The 26,157-nt window shown below is 72.9% G+C and carries 5 protein-coding genes and 1 pseudogene; 5 read left to right on the forward strand and 1 reads right to left on the reverse strand.

The window, feature by feature from the left end; all coding sequences use genetic code 11:
* The first annotated feature begins 18 nt into the window (after positions 1-18).
* From ACQPZQ_RS19245 to ACQPZQ_RS19260, 4 genes and pseudogenes are all read left to right on the forward strand, one after another.
* Positions 19-1,326: a lysine N(6)-hydroxylase/L-ornithine N(5)-oxygenase family protein gene (locus ACQPZQ_RS19245; RefSeq protein ID WP_433297693.1), complete on the forward strand. Its 1,308-nt coding sequence runs from the start codon at positions 19-21 to the stop codon at positions 1,324-1,326.
* Positions 1,327-1,367: 41 nt separating this feature from the next.
* Positions 1,368-1,604, forward strand: coding sequence for an MbtH family protein (locus tag ACQPZQ_RS19250; RefSeq protein ID WP_433297695.1), 237 nt, complete (start codon positions 1,368-1,370; stop codon positions 1,602-1,604).
* 58 nt (positions 1,605-1,662) lie between these two features.
* A pseudogene (locus ACQPZQ_RS19255) lies at positions 1,663-11,040 on the forward strand (amino acid adenylation domain-containing protein); the annotation flags it as partial.
* A gap of 129 nt (positions 11,041-11,169) precedes the next feature.
* Positions 11,170-23,037 (forward strand): amino acid adenylation domain-containing protein, encoded by an 11,868-nt coding sequence (locus tag ACQPZQ_RS19260; protein ID WP_433299289.1) that lies wholly within the window; start codon positions 11,170-11,172, stop codon positions 23,035-23,037.
* Between the two features lie 70 nt (positions 23,038-23,107).
* On the opposite strand, the gene ACQPZQ_RS19265 is transcribed toward ACQPZQ_RS19260, so the two are convergent.
* Entirely contained in the window at positions 23,108-24,178 is a 1,071-nt protein-coding gene (locus ACQPZQ_RS19265; RefSeq protein ID WP_433297698.1) for an ABC transporter substrate-binding protein, read from the reverse strand.
* A gap of 350 nt (positions 24,179-24,528) precedes the next feature.
* Between ACQPZQ_RS19265 and ACQPZQ_RS19270 the strand changes: the two genes are divergently transcribed.
* Positions 24,529-26,151, forward strand: a complete 1,623-nt coding sequence (locus tag ACQPZQ_RS19270; protein WP_433297701.1) for an ABC transporter substrate-binding protein — start codon at positions 24,529-24,531, stop codon at positions 26,149-26,151.
* Positions 26,152-26,157: the final 6 nt, after the last annotated feature.

Genomic DNA, 26,157 nt, shown 5'->3' on the forward strand with positions numbered 1-26,157 from the left:
GCCGAAGAGAGGACGACGATGCCGCAAGAGGTACCGCCCCCGAGTCCAGTCCACGATCTCGTCGGGGTCGGGTTCGGGCCGTCGAACCTCGGGTTGGCGATCGCGCTCGACGAGCAGGGATCCGGGCTGACGACCAGGTTCGTCGAGCGCCAGGAGGGTTTCGGCTGGCATCGCGGGATGTTGCTCGAGGACGCGACGATGCAGATCTCGTTCCTCAAGGATCTGGTCACGCTGCGCAATCCGGTGAGCGGCTTCAGCTTCCTGTCCTACCTGCAGGATCGTGGCCGGCTCGTCGATTTCATCAACTACGGCAGCTCGTTCCCGACTCGCCTGGAGTTCCACGACTACCTGGAATGGGCGGCGGCCTCGTTCGCCGACAGCGTCGACTACGGCACATCGGTCGAGCGCATCGAGCTGGTGGTCGACAACCCGGATCTGCTCGACGTCCACACCTCGCGCGGCACCGTGCTGCGCACCCGCAACGTCGTGCTCGCCACCGGGCTCGTGCCGCACCTACCGACGGGGGTGCAGCGGGGCGACCGCGTGTGGCACAGCAGCGAGCTGCTCACCCGGATCGGCTCGCTCGCGCACCCGCACCGGGTGGTCGTCGTCGGGGCGGGGCAGAGCGCGGCCGAGGCCGTGGATCACCTGCACCGATCGTTCCCCGACGCCGAGGTCTGCGCGGTCTTCAGCCGCTACGGCTACAGCCCGGCCGACGACAGCTCCTTCGCCAACCGTGTGTTCGACCCGGATGCCGTCGACGCATTCTTCGGCGCGCCCGCCGAGGTCAAGGACCTCATCATGGGCTACCACGGCAACACCAACTACTCCGTGGTGGACCCCGAGCTCATCGAGGCGCTCTACCGGCGCCACTACCACGAGAAGGTCAGCGGCCGGGAGCGCTTGCGGTTCCTCAACGTGAGCAGGGTCGCCGACGCCATCCAGGTCGGCGGGGAGGTCGACGGACGCGTCGAGCTGGCGGTCGAGTCGATGCTCGACGGCAGCCGCGAGGTGCTGACTGCCGACCTGGTCGTCTACGCCACCGGCTACCGGCCGTCGGATCCCTGCGCGTTGCTCGGGGAGGTGGCCGAACACTGCCGGCGCGATGCGGTCGGCGGGTTGGAGATCGGCCGCGACTACCGGGTGTCGACCGGGCCGGAGATCACCGCGGGCGTCTACGTGCAGGGGCCCACCGAACACACGCACGGACTCTCGTCGACGCTGCTGTCGAACGTCTCCGTACGCGCCGGTGAGATCGCCGCGTCGATCGCCGCCCGTGTGACGTCCCCTCCGCCGCGGCTGGCCGACTCCAGCCGGCGCGCCTGAGCGCCGCGCCGCTCGTCACCCCCGACCGAGAGGAGACACGCATGTCCACCAACCCCTTCGACGACGAGGACGGCACCTTCTACGCACTCGTCAACGACGAGGGCCAGTACTCACTGTGGCCCACGTTCGTGCCGGTTCCGGCAGGCTGGACCGTGACACACGGGCCGGGTGCCCGGCGGGCGTGCCTCGACCACATCGAGGAGCACTGGACCGACATGCGGCCGCGCAGCCTGGCGATGGCGATGGACGAACCCGCCGACGCCGGCCGTTCCGACTGAGCTCCGGCTCCTCCCGCACACCTCCTCACAACTCACTCGCGACTCCCGGGGTACACGCATGCCTGGATCACGCCCGCACGCCCAGACCTGGCCCGCTCTGTTCGCCGAGCAGGTGCGCCGCGCGCCTCAGGCCGTCGCGCTCGTGCTGGAGGACGAGGAGCTCACCTACGGAGAGCTGGACGCCAGGGCGAACCGGCTGGCGCACCTGCTCACCGCGCACGGCGCCGGCCCGGAACAGGTGGTGGCGCTGGCGATACCGAGATCGATCGACATGATCGTCGCGCAGGTCGCGGTGCTGAAGTCCGGCGCCGCGTACCTGCCCGTCGACGCCGACCACCCGGCCGACCGCATCACGTACATGCTGACCGACGCCGCACCCGCGGTGCTGGTCACGACGGCCGAGGTGGCGGCGGACCTGCCGGCGGCGACCCCGCAGATCGTGCTTGACGCGCCGGAGGTGGTGGTGGCGCTGGCCGCCGCGCCCGAGCACGACCCGCGCCCCGCACTGGCGGTCCACAACGCCGCGTACGTCATCTACACGTCCGGCTCGACGGGCCGTCCCAAGGGCGTGGTGCTGTCCCACACCGGCGTGGCCAAGCTCCTGGCGACGCAGGTGGAGCGGTTCGGCATCGGTCCGCACAGCCGGGTGCTGCAGTTCGCGTCGCCGAGCTTCGACGTCGCGTTCTGGGATCTGTGCCTGGGACTGCTCTCGGGCGGACGGCTGGTCGTCGTGCCCACAGAGCGCCGCGTGCCGGGCGCGGAGCTCACCGAGTACGCGCACCGCCACGGCATCACGTTCATGATCCTTCCGCCCACCCTGCTCGCGGCGATGCCCGCCGGCCTGACGCTGCCACCTGCCACGCTGCTGGCCGGCACGGAGCGGGTGGCCCCCGAGCTGGTGGCGCGGTGGGGGCGCGGCCGACGCATGTTCAACGCGTACGGCCCGACCGAGGCCACGGTCAACTCCACGCTCGGCGAGGCCCACCCCGACCGGTTGCGCGGTACGTCGGTGCCGATCGGCGTGGCCGACCCGATGACCACCGCGCACGTCCTCGACGAGAGGTTGCGCCCGGTGGCAGACGGGCAGGAGGGCGAGCTCTACCTGGGCGGGCCCGGCCTGGCACGGGGCTACCTCGGACGGCCCGGCCTGACTGCGGAACGGTTCGTCGCCGATCCCTGGACGGCGGGGGAGCGCCTCTACCGCACCGGTGACGTCGTTCGCCGCGACGACCAGGGCGATCTGCACTTCCTGGGCCGAGTCGACGACCAGGTCAAGATCCGTGGCCACCGCATCGAGCCAGGGGAGATCGAGTCGGTCGTCCGGGCGCACGAGTCCGTGGCCCAGGCGTCGGTGCAGGTCCGGGAGGACCAGCGGGGGGAGCGGCGGCTCGTCGCCTACGTCGTGCCGCGGCTCGACGGGCCGCGCCAGGCCAGGGTGGACGACTGGAAGGAGGTCCACGAGCTGCTCTACAGCGCGGACCGGGAGGACTTTGCGGGCTGGAACTCCACCTACGACGGCGCCCCGATCCCGCGCGAGGACATGCGGGCCTGGCGCACCGCCACCGTGGCGCGCATCCGGGAGCTGGCGCCGCGGCGGGTGCTGGAGATCGGCGTCGGCAGCGGCTTGATCCTCTCGGAAGTGGCTCCCACCTGCGAGTACTACGTCGGAACGGATCTGTCGGAGGAGGCGATCGACGCACTGGGTCGCCGCGTCGCTGCGGATCCGGAGCTGGCCGGGCGGGTGGAGCTGGCCGCCCGACCGGCGGACGACCTCGACGGTCTCCCCGGCGGGCCCTTCGACACCATCGTGATCAACTCGGTGGTGCAGTACTTCCCCGGCGCCGGCTACCTCGCGGGCGTGCTGCGCCGCGCCGTCGAGCTGCTGGCCCCCGGTGGTGCCGTGTTCGTCGGCGACGTCCGGCACGCGGGCCTGCTGCGGACCTTCCGCGCCGGAGTGGAGCAGGCCCGCAGCGGGAGGGTCGACCGTCTCGCTCTCGATGGCGCCGTCGCGTGGGAGGGAGAGCTGCTCTGTGAGCCCGACTTCTTCGCAGGCCTGCAGGCGGAGATCCCCCGGATCGCGGCTGTCGACCTGTGGCTGAAGCGCGCCACCGCGCACGACGAGCTGAGCCGCTACCGCTACGACGTCGTGCTGCGTGCGGACGAGCCGGCGGTCGGCTCGGCGCCGGACGAACGGGCGTGGCAGAGCCTCCCCGCGCTCGAGGCGTACCTGGAGAACGACGCTCCCGCCGCACTGCGGCTCACGGGAGTGCCCAACGCCCGGCTGCGCCCCGACCTGGCCGTGCTGGCCACAGTGGACGGTGGGCCCGAGCCGGAAGCCGGCGTCGACCCCGAGGACGTGCATGCGCTCGGCGAGCGCCTCGGCTACCGGGTGGCCACCACCTGGACGGCCGGGGCGAGCGACGGCCGCTTCGACGCGCTGCTGTACCGGCCGGGCGTGTCGGCGGGGCCGGTCTACCGGCCCGGTGCCACCGCCGCACCGCCGGCGAACGTGCCCGCCCCGTTCCGTGACATCGCCACGCTGCGCCGGGACCTGCGGGCGCACCTCGCTGCCCGGCTGCCCGAGTACATGGTGCCCGCCGTCGTGGCGCTGCCCGCGCTTCCGGTGCTCACGAGCGGCAAGATCGACCGCTCCGCGCTGCCGGTGCCCGACCTGGCCGCGCAGGTCACCGGGCACAAGCCACGCACGGCCCGGGAGGAGCTGCTGACCGCGCTGTTCGCCGAGGTGCTCGACGTGCCGGGCATCGGCGTGGACGACGACTTCTTCGCGTTCGGCGGCGACAGCATCATCTCGATCCAGCTCGTCGGGCGGGCTCGTGCCGCGGGCCTGACCGTGACACCGCGACAGGTGTTCACCCACCGCACCGTGGCCGAGCTGGCCCCGGTCGTCGAGGTGCGCGACGACGCCGGGCCCGACGGCGCCGCGCCGGCGGCCGGTCCGCTCGTGGCGCTCCCCGCCACCCACCCACTGGCCGACGCCGCCGAGGTCTGGCCGGTCTCGCCGTTGCAGGAGGGCTTCTTCTTCCATGCCTCCCTCGACGGCGACGGCCCGGACGTCTACCTGATCCAGGAGGTCCTGCACCTCGCCACCGCGGGGCGGACGCCGATCGATGCGAGCGCGCTGCGGGCCGCCGCGCAGGATCTGCTGCACGCGCACCCGCAGCTGCGCGCCGGGTTCAGCCAGCTCGCCGACGGGCGGGTCGTTCAGGCGGTGGCCGCGCGGGTGACGCTGCCCTGGCAGGAAGTGGATCTGTCCGGGCTGCCCGCCTCCCGCCAGGCCGAGCGCCTCGACGAGCTGCTGGCCGCCGACCGCTCCCGCCGCTTCGACCTCGCGCGGCCACCGCTGCTGCGGATGACGTTGGTGCACCTCGGCGGCGGCGCGGCGCGGCTCGTGGTGACGTTCCAGCACATCGTTGTCGACGGCTGGTCGGTGGTGGTGCTGATCCGCGATCTGCTGGAGCGCTACGGCCGCCGGGTGTCGGGCACCGAGGACGCCCAGTCGGACGGCGCGCTGTCGGACCGGGCCGCATTGGACAGGCACCGGGACTGGTTCCGGTGGCTCGCCGGCCGCGATGACGCTGTCGCGCGGGCAGCCTGGCAGGCGGAGCTGGCAGGGCTCGACGGTCCGACACACCTGGTGCCCGCGATCGCGCGGGCCGGTGCTCCTGCCGGCGGGCCACACGCCCAGCTCGGCACCGTGCTGGACGAGGAGGTCACCACCGCACTCGTCGAGGGTGGGCGAGCACACGGGATCACGCTCGGCACCGTGGTGCACGGGGCGTGGGGGCTGCTGCTCGGCCAGCTCACCGGTCAGCGTGACGTGCTGTTCGGCAGCACCGTGTCCGGCCGCGACGCCGCCGTCGACGGGATCGAGTCGGCCGTCGGCCTGTTCATCAACACCCTGCCCGTGCGCCTGCGCTGGTTGCCGGGTGACCGGCTGTCCGACGTCCTGCGCCGGCTGCAGGACGCACAGACCGGGCTGCTCGACCATCAGCAGATCGGGCTCGGCGAGCTGCAGCGAGCCGCAGGCCTACCCGATCTGTTCGACACCCTCGTCGTGGTCGAGAACTACCCGCGCACGCAGGCACCGGCGGCCGGACTGCATGTCGAGGGCGTCGACGTGCTCGACGCCGTGCACTTCCCGGTCGCTCTGATCGTCGACGCCGAAGAGCGACTGCGTCTCACGCTGAAGTACGACGCAGGCCGCGTGCCGGCCGCGGTCGCGGAGCTCGTCTCCGGCCAGCTGCGCCGGGTGCTCACGGCGATGGCGGCGGACCTCGGTTCGAGCGTGGCCTCGCTCCCGCTCGGCGCGGCACCGGAACCGGTCGACACGAGCCATGCCCTGCCGTCCGCCACGCTGTTCGACCTGATCGAGGCCCAGGCGGCCCGCACTCCGGACGCGACCGCCGTGGTCGACGAGCGCACCGAGCTGACCTACGCGCAGCTGTGCGAACGGGCCCGCGGTCTCGCGGGCAGGCTGGCTGCGCGCGGTGCGGGGCCCGACCGCGTGGTCGCAGTGGCGGTGCCTCGCTCGGCCGAGCTCATGGTGGCCCTGCTCGGCGTGCTGGGGTCGGGCGCCGCCTACCTGCCGGTCGATCTGGATCATCCCGCCGACCGCATCGCGGCGACGCTCGACGATGCGGGCGTCGACACGGTGGTCACCCTCGACGGTGCTCCGCTGGCAGGAGTCGCCGCAGTGGCCGTCGACGGTGCCGGGCCGGTGGCCCCCGTCCGGCGCGCCACCCCTGACCAGGCCGCGTACCTGATCTACACCTCCGGCTCCACCGGGCGGCCCAAGGGCGTCCTCGTCACCCACCGCGCGATCGTGAACCGCTTGGCGTGGATGCAGCACGAGTACGGCCTCGACGCCGACGACCGGGTGCTGCAGAAGACCCCGGCCACGTTCGACGTGTCGGTGTGGGAGTTCTTCTGGGCGTTGTGCGAGGGCGCCGCCGTGGTGCTCGCCCGCCCGGACGGACACCGCGACCCGGCCTACCTCGCCGGGCTCGTCCATGACGCGCGGATCACCACGATGCACTTCGTGCCCTCGATGCTGACGGCATTCCTCGCCGCCGACCTGGGCAGCGACCCCGGTCCGGGCTGGTCGGCGAGCCTGCGGCGGGTGTTCAGCAGCGGCGAGGCCCTGCCCGGCGACGCCGCACGGCGCTGGCACACGCTCACCGGCACCCCATTGCACAACCTCTACGGCCCGACCGAAGCGGCCGTCGACGTCACCTTCCACCCGTGTGCCGACGAGGACGGTGTGTCCGTCCCCATCGGAGCACCGGTGTGGAACACCCGGCTGCACGTGCTGGACGGCTGCCTGCGCCCGGTGCCCGACGGCGTGACCGGCGAGCTGTACCTGGCAGGCGTCCAGCTGGCGCGCGGCTACCACGCGCGGCCGGGGCTGACCGCGGACCGGTTCGTCGCCGACCCGTGGCAGGTCGGCGGCCGGATGTATCGCACCGGCGACCTGGTGCGCAGGCTGCCCGACGGGGAGCTGGAGTACCTCGGGCGTTCCGACTTCCAGGTCAAGATCCGCGGCAACCGGATCGAGCCGGGTGAGATCGAGGCCGCACTCGTCGCGCATCCGGACGTGGCCCGAGCTGCGGTGCTCGCCCGCCGGGACAGCGCGGCGGCCGTGCTCGTCGCCTATGTGGTGCCGGCCGCGGGAAGCCGGCCGGACCCTGACGCTCTGCGCGCCCACCTGGCGGCCGCGCTGCCCGAGCCGATGGTGCCCTCCGCGTTCGTGCTGCTCGACGATCTGCCGGTCACCCCGAGCGGCAAGCTCGACCGGGCAGCGCTCCCAGCCCCGGCCGCACCGCGGTCCGGCGCCCCGTCGCGGGAGCCGGCCACCACGGCGGAGCGCGTGCTGTGTGCCGTATTCGCCGACGTGCTCGGGCTGGACCAGGCCGGTGTCGACGACGACTTCTTCCGCTTCGGCGGCGACAGCATCTCCTCGATCAGCGTGTCCAGCCGCGCCCGGCGGGCCGGGCTGGCCGTCGGGCCGCGCGACGTGTTCACCGGCCGTACGCCTGCGGGCATCGCCGCTCTGCTCGGCGACGAGGAACCGGCGACGGCCGCCCCCGGTGAGCTCGCGGGCCTGTCGGACACCGAGCTCGCGCAGGTCGCCCGGATCAGCCCGGTGCCGGTGGCCGAGGTCTGGCCACTGTCACCACTGCAGGACGGCCTGTTCTTCCACGCCGGGTTCGACTCCGGCGCGGGGGACGCCTACACCGTGCAGGAGGCCGTCGATCTCGACCACCGGGTGGACATCGACCGCCTGCGTGAGGCCTGCGCCGCGGTGCTCGCCGCCCACGCGAGCATCCGCGCCGGGTTCACCAGCGACGGGCTCCCCGGCCCTGTGCAGTTCATCGCGGAGCGACTCGACCCTCCGGTCACCGAGATCGACCTGTCCGCACTGCCCCCCGCCGAGCGCTCCGCCCGCCTGGAGGAGGTCATGGCGGCCGACCGTGCGCGCCGCTTCGACCTGGCGAGCCCGCCACTGTTCCGGCTGCTCGTGGTGCGCCTCGGTGACGTCGACCGGCTCGTCGTCAACCGGCACCTCCTGCTCTGGGACGGCTGGTCCGCGTGGCTGTTCCTGACCGCGCTGCTCACCCACTACGCCGGTGAGTCCGAAGCCCTGCCCGCCCCGGGTTCGTATGCCGACTACCTCGCCTGGCTCGCCGGGCAGGACCCCGCCCGCGGTGCCGCGGCGTGGCGTGCCGCGCTTGCGGACCTGGCCGAACCCACCCTCGTCGACCCCGCCGCAGCGACCACCACCAGGCCGCCCCGGGTGGTGGACACCGTGCTGCCCGCCGACACCGGCGACCGGCTGCGTGCCCTCGCGCACCGGCACGGCCTCACGGCCAACACCGTGTTCTCCACGGCGTGGGGGCTCGCGCTCGCCGCCGCCGTGGGCCGCACCGACGTCGTGTTCGGCACGGCCGTCGCCGGCCGCCCGGCGCAGGTCCCCGGCATCGAGGACACCATCGGTCTGTTCCTCAACACCGTCCCCGCACGCATGTCGTTCCGTCCCGAGGAGCCGGTGCTCGACCTGCTCCGCCGTGTGCAGGACGAGCGCCTGGCGCTCTCGGAGCACGAGAGCATGGGACTCGGGATCATCCAGCGTGAGTCCGGGCACCGCAGGCTGTTCGACACGCTGTTCGTGATGCGCGGGGCCGATGACGCGCAGCGCGCAGCCCTGCGCCGCTTCGGCGTGACCGGTCTGTCCAATGTGGACGCCACGCACTACCCGCTGAACCTGGTGGTCACGCCGGGGGAGCGGTTCGAGGTGATGGTCTCCCACCGTCCGGACGTCGTCGAGCCGGCCACCGCCGACGCCCACCTCGCACGGTTCACCCGGATCCTCGAACAGCTGCTCGACGACCCGTCCGCGCCCGTCGCGCGGGTCGACGCACTGCTGCCCACCGAACGGGCGGACCGCACGCCCCTGCCCGAGCTGCCGACCACCGAGACCGTCGCCGACCTGCTTGCGGCGCAGGCCGCCCGCACACCCGACGCCATCGCCCTCGTGGCGGGCCGGGAGCGGCTGACCTACGCCGAGCTCGACGCCGCGATCGACCGCACCGCGCGGCTGCTGCTCGCCCGCGGGGCCGGCCCGGAGCGGCTCGTCGCGCTCGCGCTGCCCCGCTCCACCGAGATGGTGGTGGCGCTCTTCGCGGTGCTCCGCACGGGGGCCGCCTACCTGCCGCTGGAGCTCGATCACCCCACCGAACGCCTCGTCGACATCCTGCTCGACGCCGACCCGATCTGCATGCTCACCACCTCGCGCACGGCCGCGGCGCTGGCGGCGGCGGAGGTCCCCGCGGTGGTCCTCGACGACCCCGCGGTGCTGGCGGAGCGTGCCGCGCTGCCCGCCGGGCCGCTTCGCGACGACGAGCTGGGCGCGTTCGCGCGCTCGCGGGAAGGACGTCTGGAGCATCCCGCCTACGTGATCTTCACGTCCGGCTCGACGGGGCGGCCGAAGGGCGTCGTCACGCCCTACCGCGGCCTGACCAACATGCAGCTCAACCACCGCGCCGAGATCTTCGATCCTGCGGTCGCACTGGCCGGCGGGCGGCGGCTGCGCATCGCCCACACCGTGTCGTTCGCCTTCGACATGTCGTGGGAGGAGCTGCTGTGGCTCGTCGAGGGCCACGAGGTGCACGTGTGCGACGAGGAGCTGCGCCGTGACGCCGCCGCCCTGGTCGCCTACTGCGACGCCCACGCCGTCGACGTCGTGAACGTGACGCCCACCTACGCCCACCACCTGTTCGACGCCGGCCTGCTCGACGACGCCGACGACCGGGTAGGCGCGCACCGGCCGCCGCTCGTGCTGCTCGGCGGCGAGGCCGTCTCCGACGCGGTGTGGAACCGGCTGCGCGACACGAGCGACACCACCGGCTACAACCTCTACGGCCCCACCGAGTACACGATCAACACCCTGGGTGGCGGCACCGACGACAGCGCCTCCCCTACGGTCGGGCGGCCGATCCGGGCCACCCGTGCCCACGTCCTCGACGCCTGGCTGCGGCCGGTGCCCGACGGCGTGCCCGGCGAGCTCTACATCGCCGGCATCGGGCTCGCCCGCGGTTACCTGAACCGCACGGCGCTCACCGCGGAACGATTCGTGGCCGACCCCTGGAGCCCCGGCGAGCGCATGTACCGCACAGGCGACCTGGTGCGCCGCCGTCCCGACGGGATCATCGATTTCCTCGGCCGCACCGACGACCAGGTCAAGATCCGCGGCTACCGGGTGGAGCTGGGCGAGGTCGCGGCCGCGCTCGACGAGCACCCGGGAGTGGCCCGCTCGGCCGTGGTCGCGGTTGCTGATGCCGCTGCGGGCTCCGGGACGAAGAAGCTGGTGGGCTACGTCGTGCCCGCGCCGCTGGACGACACGGTGCGCGCGGCGGTCGAGGCCGAGCAGGTCGCCGAGTGGGAAGAGGTCTACTCCGACGAGTACACCGAGATCCCCACCGTGGTCGGCGACGACGACTACGGGGACAGGGAGTTCGCCGGCTGGGACTCGAGCTACGACGGTGAACCGATCCCGGTCGCGGAGATGCGGGAGTGGCGCGAGGCGACCGTCGAGCGGATTCGCGAACTGGCACCGCGGCGTGTCCTGGAGATCGGTGTCGGCACCGGTCTGCTGATGGGCAGGCTCGCGCCGGACTGCGAGGCCTACTGGGCCACCGACCTGGCGCCGCCGGTGATCGCGAAGCTGCGCGCGGACGTCGCAGCCGATCCCGATCGGTTCGCAGGCGTCGAGCTGATGGCCCGACCGGCGCACGACCTGAGCGGCCTGCCGGCCGGGTTCTTCGACACCGTCGTGATCAACTCGGTCGTCCAGTACTTCCCCAGTGCCGGCTACCTGGCCCGCGTGGTCCGAGGTGCGCTGGATTTGGTGGTGCCCGGCGGGGCGGTGTTCGTCGGCGACGTGCGCCACCTCGGCCTGCTACCGACGTTGCGGACGGCCATCGAGCTGCGCCGCGACGGATCCGAGGATGCCGTCACGGTGACGCGCACCGTCGAGCGCACGGTCGCGATGGAGAAGGAGCTTCTGCTCGCGCCGGAGTTCTTCGACGACCTCGCGGCGCAGGTGCCGGGCACGGCGGTCTCGATCCGCACCCGGCGGGGCCGCGCGCACAACGAGCTGACCCGCCACCGCTACGACGCGGTGCTGCACCGCGAGCCGACCGACGCCCGGCCGGTGGCCGACGCGCCGACACTGCTGTGGGGGCTGCAGATCGGCGATCTCGACGGCCTGGCCGACCACCTGCGCAGCCACCGGCCCGAGCTGCTGCGCGTCGCCAGGATTCCCGACGTGCGCGTGGCCGGAGAGCGCGCCGCCCTGCGTGCGCTGGCCGACGGAGAGCCCGTGGCCCGGGCCCGGACGAGGCTGGTCAGCACCGTGCCGGAGGCCGTCGAGCAGGAGGACGTGCAGGCGCTGGCCGCGGAGCTGGGCTACCGGGTGGCGGTCACGTGGTCGGGTGTCGGCGCCGTGGACGCCGTGTTCTTCCGTGGGCCGGGAACACCGGTCGGGACGTACGTGGCAGGCGAGACCGACACGCCTCTCGCCAACGACCCGGCCTCGGCCCGTCGAGCAGGCGCCTTGGTGGCCGACGTGCGTGCCGTGCTGAAGCAGCGGCTGCCCGACTACATGGTGCCCTCGGCGCTCGTCCCGGTGGCCGATCTTCCGCTAACCGCCAACGGCAAGCTCGACGTCGCCGCGCTGCCCGACCCGGAGCCGACGGTCCGGCGCTCCGCGAGCAGACCGCCGGAGAACGAGACGGAGGCGACCCTCTGCACGTTGTTCGGCGAGGTGCTCGGGCTGCCGGGCGTCGGCGTGGAGGACGACTTCTTCGACCTGGGCGGGCACTCGCTGCTCGCCACCCGCCTGATCAGCCGCGCCCGCACCGCGCTCGGGGCGGAGCTGGCGATCCGGGACCTGTTCGAGGCGCGCACGCCCGCACTCCTGGCCCTGCGTGCCGTCGTGTCGGCGCCCGCACGGCCGCCGCTGCAGGCAGGTGCGCGGCCCGCGCTCGTCCCGCTGAGTCCAGCACAGGTCAGGCTGTGGCTGCTCGACCGCCTCGAGGCGGGCCGCAACACGGCCTACAACTATCCGCTGGTCGTGCGGCTCACCGGCGACCTCGACATCACGGCTCTGCAGGCCGCCGTGATCGACGTCGTGACCCGCCACGAGTCGCTGCGCACCGTCGTCGAGGACCGTGACGGCACGCCGTACCAGCGGATCCTCGACGACCCGAAGCCCGAGGTCGCGGTCGTGGCCGCCACGGAGGCGCAGCTCCCGGAGCTGGTCGCCGACCTCGCCGGGCGCCCCTTCGACCTCGGTACGGACCTGCCGCTGCGCGTGACGGTCGTCGAGCTTCCGTCGTCCGAGCACACGGCGTCCGAGCACGTGCTGGTCCTCGTGCTGCACCACATCGCCACCGACGAATGGTCCGACCGCCCACTGCTGGCCGACCTCGACACCGCCTATGCGGCGCGCGTGGCGGGCTCGCCGCCCGGCTGGCTGCCGCTCCCCGTGCAGTACGCCGACCACACCGTGTGGCAGCAGCTCCTCCTCGGCGATCCCGATGACGAGACGAGCACCGCGGCCGCCCAGCTCGCGTTCTGGGCGCGGGCCCTGCACGGGGTGCCCGACGAGATCGCGCTCCCGCTACCCCGCCCGCGGCCCCGCATGCGGGACGGTTTCGGGGCGCAGGTGCGTGCCGAGCTGCCTGCCGGCACCGCCGACGCGCTTCGCTCGCTGTGCACGCGCACCGGTACCAGCATGTCGATGCTCACCCACGCAGCGACGGCCGCCTGGCTGCACCGGCTCGGCGGCGGTGACGACATCCCGCTCGGGGTGCCCGTCGCCGGACGCGCCGACGCTGCTCTCGACGACCTCGTCGGCTTCTTCGTCAACACGGTGGTGCTGCGCAGCGACCTCGCGGGCGACCCCACCTTCACCGAGTTGCTGGCGCGCACCCGGGAGACCGACCTCGCGGCGTTCGACCACCAGGACGTCCCGTTCGACCTCGTAGTGGAGGCGCTGAACCCGCCGCGCGAAGCCGGTCGCAACCCGCTCTTCCAGGTGATGAGCGGCTACCACCGGCTGGCCGACCACGGCGGCACCCGGCTCGGGCTGCCCGCCCGGTGGTTCGCGCTGGCCACCACCCACGCGAAGTTCGATCTGCACGTCACGGTCGTCGACCACCCGGACGGCGCGGTCACCGTGTTGCTCGACCACGCGCTCGACCGCATCGACGCCACCGGCGCCGAGCTGTTGCTCGCCCGGCTCGTCGGCCTGCTGGAGCAGGTGGCGGCCGACCCGGACCGCCCGATCGGCGCCGTCGAGATGCTCACGCCCGTCGAACGGGCCGCTGTGCTCGATCCCGGCACCGCTCATCCGGTGCCCGACCGCACACTGCCCGAGCTGTTCGTCGAGCAGGTGGACCGCACACCGGACGCCGTCGCCGTGCTGGCCGAGGGCACAGCGCTGACCTACGCCGAGCTGGACGCCCTGGTCGGCCGCTGGGCCCGGCTGCTGCGCGATCGCGGGGTCGGACCTGGCTCGGTGGTCGGTGTGGCGTTGCCGCGGTCCGCCGAGCTGGTCGTCGCGCTGCACGCCGTGCATCAGGCAGGCGCCGCGTACCTGCCGCTCGACACCACCTACCCGCCCGAGCGCCTGCGGTTCATGCTCGACGACGCCCGGCCGACGGTGGTCCTCGCCGCCTCCGACCTGCCCGGCGCGCTGCGGATCGACACCGCGGCCTTCGCCGCCGAGCTCGAGAGCCACGCGCCCGGACGCCTGCACACGCACGAGCGCCCATCCGGCCACGGGGCCGGGAGCCCGGCGTACGTCATCTACACGTCGGGCTCGACCGGGCGGCCCAAGGGCGTGGTCGTGCCGCAGTCGGGGATCGTCAACAGGCTGGCCTGGATGCAGGACACCTACGGCATCGGTGCCGACGACCGGGTGCTGCAGAAGACCCCGTCGAGCTTCGACGTCTCGGTGTGGGAGTTCTTCTGGCCCCTGCTCGCCGGGGCGACGCTGGTGCTCGCCCGTCCCGACGGCCATCGGGATCCGGCCTACCTGACGGAGACCATCCGCCGCGAGCGGATGACCACCGTCCACTTCGTCCCGTCGATGCTCGCGGAGTTCCTCGCTGACCCTGCCGCGGGCGACTGCACCGGGCTGCGCCGCGTGATCTGCAGCGGAGAGGCGCTGCCCGCCGAGCTGGCGACCCGGTTCCACACCCTTCTGCCGGGAGTCCGGCTGGACAACCTCTACGGGCCCACCGAGGCGTCGGTGGACGTCACCTGGCACCGGAGCGACGGGGCCGCCCCCGGCGCGACCGTCCCCATCGGAGCACCGGTGTGGAACACGCGCACGCTGGTGCTCGACGCGCGGCTTTCGCCCGTGCCGGACGGCGTCGTGGGAGAGCTCTATCTCGCGGGAAGCCAGCTCGCCCACGGCTACCTCGGACGCCCGGGGCTCACCGCCGAACGGTTCGTCGCGGATCCCTGGTCGCCGGGTGAGCGTCTGTACCGCACCGGTGACCTGGCCCGCTGGGTCGGGCCGGTGCTGGAGTACCGGGGCCGGGCCGACGACCAGGTGAAGCTGCGCGGGTTCCGCGTCGAACTCGGCGAGATCGAGGCCGGGTTGCTCGCCGACGACTCGGTGGCCCAGGCCGCGGTGGTGCTGCGCGAAGACCGGCCCGGCGATCAGCGCCTCGTCGGCTACGTGGTGCCGTCCCACGGCGCCATGACGGACCCGGAGCAGCTGCGGCAGCTCCTCGCAGCCCGGTTGCCCGAACACATGGTGCCGGGAGCGATCCTCGAACTGGACGCGCTACCGCTGAGCCCGAGCGGCAAGCTCGACCGCCCCGCGCTGCCCGCGCCTCCGACGGCCCGGCCGTCGGCGGGCGGGGAACCGCGCACCCCGACCGAGCGGGTCCTGGCGGCGATCGTCGCCGACGTGCTCGGTGTGGAGCGGGTCGGTGTCCACGACAGCTTCTTCGGCCTGGGCGGCCACTCGTTGCTCGCGATGCGCCTGATCGCGCGTGCGCGCACGGAGCTGGGCGCGGCGCTCCCGTTGCGTGCGGTGTTCGACCACCCGACGGTCGAGGGCCTGGCAGCGGTGATCGACAGCGAGACGGGCGCCGAATCCCCACGGCCCCGGCTCATCCGTGCGCCCCGGACCGCGCCGCTCCCGCTGTCGTTCGCCCAGCAGCGGATGTGGGCGTTGTTCCAGGTCGAGGGCCCGGGTCCGACCTACAACATCCCCACGGCATGGCGGCTGACCGGCGGGCTCGACGTCGCAGCCCTGCGAGAGGCGCTCGTCGACCTCGTCACCCGGCACGAGGTGCTCCGCACCGTGATCGCCGAGCACGACGGCGTGCCGACCCAGGTCGTACTCGAGCCGGATCCGGTGCCGCTGGTGGTCGAACCCGTCGACGAGGACGACCTCCCTGCCCGGCTGGCTGCTGCCGCCGAGCACGCGTTCGCCCTCGACGCCGAGATCCCGCTGCGCGCCACGCTGTACCGGCTGCACGAGAACGAGCACGTCCTGCTGCTGGTGGTGAACCACATCGCCGCCGACGAGTGGTCGGCGCGGCCGCTGATCCAGGACCTGCGCTCCGCGTATGCGTCCCGGCTTGCCGGGCACGCCCCGGAGCAGGCGGTGCTCCCCGTCCAGTACGCCGACTTCGCCAGCTGGCAACGCACGTTGCTCGGCGACCGCACCGACCCGGCAAGCCTCGCCGCTCGCCAGCTCACGTACTGGCGTGCGGCGCTGGGCGACCTTCCCGACGAGCTCGTCCTCCCCGCCGACCGTGCCCGGCCGGCCGAGAGCGACCACCGCGGCGGTCTGGTGACCTTCACCCTCGACGCCGGTATCGAGGCAGGTCTTCGAGAGCTGGCCCGCTCCGCTGACGTCAGCATGTTCATGCTGGTGCAGGCGGCCGTCGCCGCGTTGCTGACGCGGTTGGGTGCGGGCACCGACATCCCGTTGGGCAGCCCCATCGCCGGCCGTTCCGAGGACGAGCTCGACGACCTCGTCGGGTTCTTCCTCAACACCCTCGTGCTCCGCACCGACACCTCCGGCAACCCCACGTTCCGCGCGTTGCTCGCCAGGGTCCGCGAGACCGATCTCGCCGCCTTCTCCCACCAGGACGTGCCGTTCGAGCAGGTGGTGGAGCATCTCAACCCCCCACGCTCGCTGGCACGGCACCCGCTGTTCCAGGTGATGGTCGTGTACCTGCCTGCCGCGGGCGCCGCATCGAGCCTCGGGCTCACCGGGCTGAGCGACCGCCCCGAGATCGTGGAGCAGCGCACGGCGAAGTTCGACCTCTCGTTCGACGTCGTGGAGGAGACCGACGGCCTGAGCGGCGCGGTCGAGTACCGGGCCGACATGTTCGACCGCGCCACGGCCGAGGCGCTCGCGCAGCGGCTGCAGCGGATGTTGGCCGCGGTCGTGGCGGCTCCGGACCGGCCCATCCACGACATCGACATCATCGACGCGGAGGAGCGCGACCGGCTCCTGCACGAGTGGGCCACCGGATCCCCTGTGGACGCGCCGTCGATCGTGCAGGTGTTCGCCGAGACGGTGGCGGCAGGCCGTGGCGCCACGGCGCTGGTCACCAGCGAGCGGAGCTGGAGCTTCGCCGAGCTCGACGCGTTCAGCGCCCGGCTCGCGCGAGTGCTGCGCGGCCACGGCGCCGGGCCTGAGCAGATCGTGGCGCTCGCGCTGCCCCGCGCGTGGATGGTGCCCGCTGCTCTGGGCGTGCTCCGCTCGGGCGCGGCGTACCTGCCGCTCGACGAGACCGCCCCACCCGAGCGCACCGCGCTGGTGCTGAGCGACGCCGCGCCCACGCTGGTGCTGACCACGAGCGACGCCGAGGGTGTGCCCGACCTGCAGCGCGTGCACGTCGACGACCTGCCCGACCCCGCGCTTGTCGATCTGCCCACACCGCATCCCGCGCAGGCCGCGTACGTGATCCACACCTCCGGCTCCACCGGCCGCCCCAAGGGCGTCACCGGCACCCACGGCGCCCTGGCCGCGCTGCTCGACGGGCACCGCGCGACGCTGATGGACCGAAGCGGCGGGCGGCTTCGGGTGCTGCACGCGGCCTCGTTCACCTTCGACGCGTCCTGGGACCCGATGCTGTGGCTCCTGGCCGGGCACGAGCTGCACGTCGTCGACGACCACACCGAGCCGGTGGCGTTCGTGCAGCGGGTGAGCGAGCAGCGGATCGACGTCCTCGACCTGACCCCGACCTACCTGCGCGAGCTGTTCGCCCACGGGCTCCTGACTGCCGGCGCGCACCGGCCCTCCGTGGTCGTCGTCGGCGGCGAGGCGATCGACGACGTGCTGTGGCAGCGGTTGTGCGCCACCGGCGTCACCGCGCACGACCTCTACGGGCCCACCGAGACCACAGTGGACGCGTACGGCTGGCACGGCGACGTCGACGGCAGCCGCCGGCCGTACCGGCTGGCCGGTGTGCGCACGCTGGTCCTCGACGATGCGCTAGCCCCCGTGCCGCCCGGTGTCGTCGGCGAGCTGTACGTGGCCGGCACCGGAGTGTCGCGCGGTTACCACCGCCGTCCCGGCCTCACCGCGGAGCGGTTCGTCGCCGATCCCTGGACACCGGGGGAGCGGATGTACCGCACCGGCGACCGGGCCACGTGGACCCGCGACGGAGTGCTGCGCATCCTCGGCCGGGCCGACGACCAGGTGAAGCTGCGCGGCTTCCGCATCGAGCTCGGCGAGGTCGAGACGGTGCTGGCCGGGCACCCGGGCGTGGCGTCCGCAGCCGCGGTGGTTCGCGAGGACGTCCCCGGCGTGCGACGGCTCGTCGGCTACGTCGTAGCCGCCGGTACCGGCCCGGTCGACCCGGAGCAGGTGCGCCGCCACGCCGCCCGCCTGCTGCCCGCCCACATGGTGCCGGTCGCCGTCGTCGTGCTGGACGCGCTGCCGCGCACCACCGCCGGCAAGCTCGCCCGCGCCGCGCTCCCGGCGCCGGACCTGGCCGCGGCCGTCTCCGCGGGCCGTCCGCGCACCCCCCGCGAGGAGGTGCTCTGCGCCGTGCTGGCCGACGTGCTCGGTCTGGAACGGGTCGGGGTGGACGACGACTTCTTCGCGCTCGGCGGCGACAGCATCGTCGGCATGCAGCTCGTCGGACGCGCCCGCGCCGCCGGGCTGGTGATCACCGCCCGCGACGTGTTCCGGCACCGCAGCGCGGCGGGGCTGGCCGCTGTGGCCGGGGTGCGGCCGGATGTCGTGCCTGCCGACGGCTCGTCCGGTCTCACCCTCGTCGAGCTGACCGCCGACGAGGCCGCCGAGGTGTCCGCCGTGGCGCCCGACCTGGTCGACGTGCTCCCGCTCGCCCCGCTGCAGGCAGGGTTGCTGTTCCACGCCGCCATGGAGCTGGGCACGAGCACGGACGTCTACACCGTCCAGTTCTCCCTCGACATCGACGGGCCGATCGACACCGATCGCCTGCGCCGCTGCATCGACGCGTTGCTGGTGCGGCACCCGCAGCTGCGGGCGTCCTTCAGGTATCTGCGCTCCGGTCGTCCCGTCGCGCTCGTCGGCCGCGCGGGCCCCGCGCCGTGGCGTGAGGTGGACCTGCGGGATCGGCCCGACCTCGAGGCGGCCTGGGAGCAGGAGTGCGCGCACGAACGCCGCCGCTTCGACCCGGCCGAAGCGCCGCTGCTGCGCGCGGTGCTGGTGCGCGCCGGCGACCAGCAGCACCGGTTGCTGATCTCGCACCATCACCTGCTGCTCGACGGCTGGTCGACCGCACCGCTGCTCGCCGACCTCGCCGCTCTCTACGACCACGACGGGAACCCCGCCGCGGTACCGGCTCCGGCGTCCTACCGCGACTACCTCGGTTGGCTCGCCGCACGCGACCGCGGTACCGCGCAGAGGGCCTGGGCAGCGCAGCTGGCCGGGATCACGGAGCCGACGAGGCTCGCGCCGGCCGCCCCGGCCCGCGACCCGATGACCCCACGCCGGCACACCGTGCACACGACGAGGGAGCTCACCGCGCGTCTCGTGGAGCTGGCTCGCGCCCGCGGTCTCACGCTGAACACCCTGGTGCAGGGCGCGTGGGCGGTGTTGCTCGGTCGCCTCACGGGGCGCGACGACGTGGTGTTCGGTGCAACCGTGGCCGGGCGCCCGCCCGAGCTCGACGGGGTCGAGACCATGGTCGGGCTGTTCATCAACACGGTTCCGGTGCGCACCCGCATCCGTCCGGCGGAAGCGTTCGGCGCTCTGCTCGCCCGCATCCAGGACGAGGGAACAGCGCTGCTGGAGCACCAGCACCTGGGCCTGACCGAGATCGCCCGGCAGGCCGGGATCGGCGAGCTGTTCGACACGCTCGTGGTGTTCGAGAGCTACCCCGGCGGCGACCCCGAGCTGGGCGCATCCGACGGTGTGCGCGTGCGTGAGCGCGACAGCGTCGACGCCACCCACTACCCGCTGACGTGGGAGGTGGAGGCACTCGGCGAGAGCATCGTGGCCGAGCAGATCCGGCTCACCGCTGAGTACCGCCCCGACCTGTTCGACGACGTGACGGCCGCGCGGCTGGGCAGCGGCATGCTCGCGCTGCTCACGGCTCTGGCCGACGATCCCGACCGCCCTGTCGGCAGCGTCGGCGTCCTCGACGAGGCCGAGCAGCACCGGGTGCTCGTGACCTGGAACGACACCGCACGGGACGTGGAGCCGGCCACCGTCGCCTCGCTGTTCGCGGCGCAGGCCGCCGCGACTCCCGACGCACCCGCGCTCGCCTCGACCGGCATCGCATGGTCGTTCGCGCAACTGGCCGATCGCGTGAACCGCCTCGCTCGGCTGCTCGTCGCGCACGGCGCCGGCCCCGAACAGCTCGTGGCCGTCGCGTTGCCCCGCACCGCGGAGGCGATCGCCGCGATCCTCGCGGTGCACACCGCGGGCGCGGCCTACGTGCCGCTCGACCCGGCGTACCCGGTGCAACGCCTGCGCGATGTCCTCGCCGATGCCGCGCCGCTGCTGGTCCTGACGGACTCCGGGGTCGGTCTGCCCGAGGACGGGCCGCCCCGGTTGAACCTGGACGTCCTCGACCTCGGCGGCTGGTCGGGTGACCCCCTCTCCGACTCCGACCGGACCGGGCCGCTGCTCCCGGAGCACCCCGCGTACGTGATCCACACCTCGGGCTCGACGGGGCGCCCGAAGGGCGTGGTCGTGCCGCACCGCGGGCTGGTCAACCTGTTCGCGAGCCACCGCGCCCAGGTGCACCTCCCGGCGCGGGAGCGCACCGCACGCCGCCACCTGCGGGTGGCGCACGCCTGGTCGTTCGCGTTCGACGCCTCGTGGCAGCCGCAGCTGTGGCTGCTGGACGGCCACTGCGTGCACGTCGTGACCGAGGAGGTCCGGGCCGATCCCCACCACTTCGTGGATCTGCTGCGCGAGGTCGACTTCGTCGAGCTCAGCCCGTCGCATCTCGCGCAGCTCGCCGACCTGGGACTGTTCGACGGGGAACGCTGCCCGCTCGCCGTCGTCGGGTTCGGCGGCGAGGCCGTCGGCGAGACGCTGTGGGAACGGCTGCGAGGCCTGGACGGCACCGCGGCGTTCAACTTCTACGGACCCACCGAGTCCACGGTGGACGCGCTGGTGGCGAGCGTCGCGGATGCCGAGCGGCCGGTGATCGGGCGCCCGGTGGCGAACACCCGCGCCTACGTCCTCGACGCCGGGCTGTGCCCGGTGCCACCGGGGGTCGCGGGGGAGCTCTACCTCGCCGGCGCCGGGCTCGCCCGTGGCTACCTCGGCCGCCCGGACGCCACGGCCGAGCGGTTCGTCGCCGACCCGTGGTACCCGGGTGAGCGCATGTACCGCACCGGGGACCTCGCCCGCTTCGACGAGGCGGGAATCCTCGCCTACGGCGGGCGTGCCGACGACCAGGTCAAGATCCGGGGCCACCGGGTGGAGCCCGGCGAGGTCGAGGCCGCGCTGGAACGCCACCCCGGCGTCGGACGCGCGGTCGTCACGGTGCCGGCGGGCAGCCGCGGCACGCTCGTCGCGCACGTCGAGGCAGCCGCGGAGGCCGCTATGTCGCTCGAACCAGCGGAGCTGCGTGCGCACGTGGCCTCGTCCCTGCCGGAGCACATGGTGCCGGCCGCGGTCGTGGTGCTCGACCGGTTGCCGCTGCTCGCCAACGGCAAGCTCGACCGCGCCGCGCTGCGCGCGCCCGACCTGGCCGCGCAGGTGTCGGACCGGGAACCACGCACCGCTCAGGAGGTGGCGCTGTGCCGGGCCGTCGCCGAGGTGCTGGAGCTGCCACGGATCGGTGTCGACGACGACTTCTTCGCCTTCGGGGGCGACAGCATTCTCGCGATGGCACTGGTCGGGCGGGCGCGTGCCGCGGGGCTGCGAGTCACGCCGCGGCAGGTGTTCACGCACCGCACCGCCGCCGCGCTGGCGGAGGTCGCGACGGCCCTCGAAGAGCTCCCGTCGCCGGTGACGGACGACGGCTCGGGAACGGTCCCGCTCACCCCGGTCATGCACGACCTGCGTGAGCTCGGCGGCCCCTTCGCCCGCTACCACCAGGTGGCGCTGCTCAGCACCCCCGCCGAGCTCGACATGGAAGCGCTCGTCGCGATGATCCGGGCGCTGGCCGGGCACCACGACCTGCTGCGTGCCCGCCTCGTGCGCTCCGCAGGCGGGACCCACTGGTCGTTGCACGTCCCGGCGCCTGCCGATGTGGACGCCGCGCAATGGGTGCGCCGCGTCGACGTCGCAGGCCTCGACCTCGACGCCCGCGCTGCGGTGATCACGGCCGAGACGGAGCGAGCCAGGGACCGGCTCGACCCGGACGGCGGGGTGATGGCGCAGGTCGTCTGGTTCGACGCGGGACGTGCCGCTCCAGGCCGGCTGCTGCTGTGCCTGCACCACCTCGTGGTCGACGGTGTCTCGTGGCGGATCCTTCCGCTCGACCTGGCAGCGGCCTGGAGCGGGCTGCGCGCGGGCCGCCCCGCCACCCTGCCGGACGCGGGCACCTCGTTCCGGCGCTGGGCCACCGCGCTCACCGCATCAGCGGCCGGGCGGGCCGCCGAGCTGCCGCTCTGGACGTCGATGCTGCGAGACAGCTCGCCGCTGCCGTTGCACCGGCCGCTCGACCGCACCGTCGACACGGTCGGGACCCAGCGGGACCTGCGGGTGGTGCTCCCCAGGGAGGTGACCGAGCCCCTGCTCGGGCCGGCTCCCGCGGCGTACGGCGCCGGCATCGACGACGTCCTGCTCGCCGCACTCGCGCTGGCCGTCGGTGACTGGCGACGCCGCCATGGCGGCGCCGCGGGCAACGGGGTCCTCGTCGACGTCGAGGGCCACGGCCGCGCGGAGGAGCTCCTCGACGGGGCGGAGCTGTCCCGGACGGTCGGCTGGTTCACCAGCGTCCACCCGCTGCGCCCCGACACCGGCGACGTCGATCTCGGCACCGCCGCCGGCGACCCGTCGGCCGCGGCGCGCGCCGTGGATCGCGTCCGTGAGCATCGAGCCACGGTGCCCGACGGCGGTATCGGATACGGGCTGCTGCGCCACCTCGACTCGTCCACCGCGCCGGTGCTCGCGGGACTGCCGGCACCGCAGATCGAGTTCAACTACCTCGGCCGCTTCGGCTACACCCGATCCGGGTTCGAGGAGGAGTGGGCGGCCGTCTCGGGCGAGGAGGAGGCGGCGGAGGTGTCGATGGACGACGGCATGCCGCTCGGGCACGCCCTGAGCGTCACCGCGATGGCGCAGGACCTGCCCGGCGGCCCGCAGCTCGTCGTGCACTGGTCGTGGCCTGCCGGGGTTCTCGACCAGGAGGCCGTCGAGGATCTGGCACGCACCTGGTCCGGAGCGCTCACTGCCCTGGTGCGCGCAGCGGACTGATCGGCACCTGAACGAGGAGAGCCCGACCCGGCGTCCGGGTCGGGCTCTCTCTCGGGTTATGGACGGCGGGTCAGCCGGCAGCGGTGAGCAGCGGCTCCGTGGGAACGGCGGTGGCCGGGTTCTTGTCCGCGGCTGCGGCGAGCGCGGGCACGAAGTTGTCCAGGGTGTAGGGGAGGCTGAGCGGGCTGTCGTAGGCGAGCGCGGCGGCCCAGACGCCGTTGAGCTCGTTGAGGAAGACCGCCCGCCCCTCCTTCACGTTGGCGAGGTCGCCGTAGAGCGGTTCGGCCGCGACAGCCTCCGCCGGGTCGGCCGTGCTCCCGACGATCACCGCGACGTCGGTGTCGAACATCCGGTAGTTCTCCTTGCTGATCCCGACGAAGTACGCCTCCTCGGGTGTGGCGAGGCCGTCGATCGCCACCGGGATCGTGAACCCGAGCGACGTCATGAACCGGCCGCGCTGATCCGTGGAGGTGTATGCACCCGGCTCGCCGCCGAGACCGCCGTAGATGACGCTCTGGCCGGAGAACTCCGGGTGCGCGGCCTTGGCCGCCGCGATCTTGCCGCCCAGGTCCGTCGCCAGCGCGGCGGCCTTGGCCGACTGCCCCAGCGCGGCACCGGTCTGGGTGAGCTGTTGCTCCCAGGACAGCGCGTAGTCCTCGGTGCCGGCGGGCGCGGTGACGGTCGGCGCGATCTTCGACAGCTTGTCGTACACCGACGGGTCGGAGGCGGCGTAGATGGACAGGATCAGGTCCGGCTGCAACGCGGCGACCGCCTCGATGTTCACCGAGTCGATCGAGGCGACGACCTTCGGTGCCGAGGTGCCCACCGCCTGCTTCGCCCACGGCCCGATTCCGCCGGCGACCTCGGGGTACCACTCGGCGACCCCGACGGGCTGGACCCCGAGCGCAAGGACGAAGTCCTGGTCGCGCAGGCCGACGGTGACGACCCTCTGCGGCGCGGCGGGGATCACCGCTGTGCCCATCTTGCCGGTCACGGTGACGGGAAACGTGTCGGTGGCGGACCCGCCGGGTGCGGCAGGCGCGCCCGGTGCGGCTGGTTGAGCCGGGGCGCCTCCGCAGGCGGCTGTCAGCGCAACCAGCGCCAGCACGGCCGCAGCGGCTCGCAGGACTCTCGGGTTCACGGTGCTGTCCCTCTCACGGCGATTCCTCCGGTTCTGGCGTGATCAGGAGGACCTTAGCGGAGGTTAGGCTAGCCTCATATATCACCCTGGAAACGATCGCGGAGGCACTGCACGCAATGACAAGTTCCGGTGCACGTGGTGGCCAGCTTGGGGTCGCACGTCGTGCTTGGCTGGGCCGTCCGCGGCATCAGCGCGGGTGCAGGGGCCATGACGTCTATCCGGCGGCTGGTAATGGACTCGGCACTGTGAGAGCCCTTTTGTCCTGAATTTCCATGTATCACAGATTCGTCCGGCAAAGCTGCTGGGCGAATTACGTAGGGTGAAGTGGGTCGATGAACACACATCGGAGTGTGCGGACGAGGCCTCGCCGGAGCCTGGCGGCCCTGGGCCTCCTGCTCGCGCTGGCGCTGGTCGCCACGGCGTGCGGGTCCGATCTCGGTACCCAGGTGACCAGCGCGGCCGGGCTCGACACGTCGAAGCCGTTCGGCGGGGACCCGGCCACGGAGGGCACGCCACAGCGGGGCGGCACGCTGATCGTCGGGATGTACACCGAGGCAAGGTCCTTCGACCCGACGATCGGGTCCAACCTCATGGCGTCGGCGATCTACGACTCGCTCCTCAAGATGGACAGCAAGGGTGTGCCACAGCCACTGCTGGCCGAGTCGATGACCACGCCGGACGAGGGCACCACCTGGGTGCTGAAGCTCCGTCCTGGCGTGACCTTTCAGGACGGCACACCGCTCGACGCCGATGCGGTGATCTTCAACGTCGCGAGGCAGCGGGACATCCCGACCGCCCTCGGGCACCTCTACACCGAACCCATCGACACGATGACCGCCACCGACAACCTGACGGTCACGTTCACGCTGAAGCGCCCGACCGGCTCGTTCCCCGTCTCGTTCGCGCTGCCGTTCTCCTCGGGCAACCTCGGCACGATCGCATCGCCCGCCGCCGTGCAGAAGTGGGGCGACGACTACGGACGCCATCCCGTCGGCGCCGGTCCCTTCTCCTTCGTGGATTGGATCCCGAACAACAAGATCACGGTGAAGCGGTTCGACAACTACTGGGACAAGGGCAAGCCCTACCTCGACGGGATCGAGTTCCGGCCGCTGCCCGACACCGACAGCCGTTACGTGTCGGTGGTCAACGGGGACATCGACCTCGACATCGGTGGCTTCTTCAGCGAGGTCTCGCGGTCGTCGGCGAACAAGGATCTCGTGACGTACTACGGCGCAGGCGGCGACGGTCAGTTCCTCTACTTCAACCTGACCAAGGCGCCGCTCGACGACCGCCGCGTCCGGGAGGCCCTCATCCGGGCGATCGACCCGAAGGCGCTCAATGCCACCCAGTACGACAACGCAGGCCAGCTCGCGTCGACGGCATTCGCCGAGGGCGACCAGTACTACAGCCAGAAGGCGGCCGACAGCTACCCGAAGTTCGACGTCGAGAAGGCCAAGCAGTTGATTTCCGACTACAAGGCCACCGGTGGGAACCCGGACTTCACCTTCAACACCGGCAACTCGCCGGACGACCATCAGATGGCCCAGTTCCTGCAGGCGCAGTGGGCCGCGATCGGGGTGAACGTCACCCTGCAGTTCGACGACATCTCGACGTTCATCGGGCCGGTGGTCCAGGGCACCCAGTTCGGCACCGCGACCTGGATCAGCGGGCCTTACGAGAACCCGTTCCCGTTCATGTTCAACCAGTTCTACACCGGCGGCATCAACAACTACGGCAAGTACTCCAACCCGCAGGTCGACGCCGCGCTCGACGAGGCCAAGAGCTCGACCGATCCGGCGGTGCAGGTCGCGGCCTACCAGAAGGCGCAGGAGCTCATCAACACCGACCTGCCGGTGTTGTGGCTCTCCCGTGCGGCGAAGGCCGCGATCGCACAGCCGGACGTGAAGGGTGTCTCCCGCTATCTGTCCAGCGAGCTCTTCTGGGCGGGCACCTGGAAGTCCTCGACACCCTGATGCCCT

The sequence above is a fragment of the Pseudonocardia sp. CA-142604 genome, from assembly GCF_050948475.1.
GTDB lineage: Bacteria > Actinomycetota > Actinomycetes > Mycobacteriales > Pseudonocardiaceae > Pseudonocardia > Pseudonocardia alaniniphila.

Excerpts from the sequence above, each read along its gene's own strand:
- ACQPZQ_RS19260 (WP_433299289.1), top strand. The coding sequence starts at position 11,170 with ATGGAGAAGGAGCTTCTGCTCGCGCCGGAGTTCTTCGACGACCTCGCG.
- ACQPZQ_RS19245 (WP_433297693.1), top strand. The coding sequence starts at position 19 with ATGCCGCAAGAGGTACCGCCCCCGAGTCCAGTCCACGATCTCGTCGGG.
- ACQPZQ_RS19250 (WP_433297695.1), top strand. The coding sequence starts at position 1,368 with ATGTCCACCAACCCCTTCGACGACGAGGACGGCACCTTCTACGCACTC.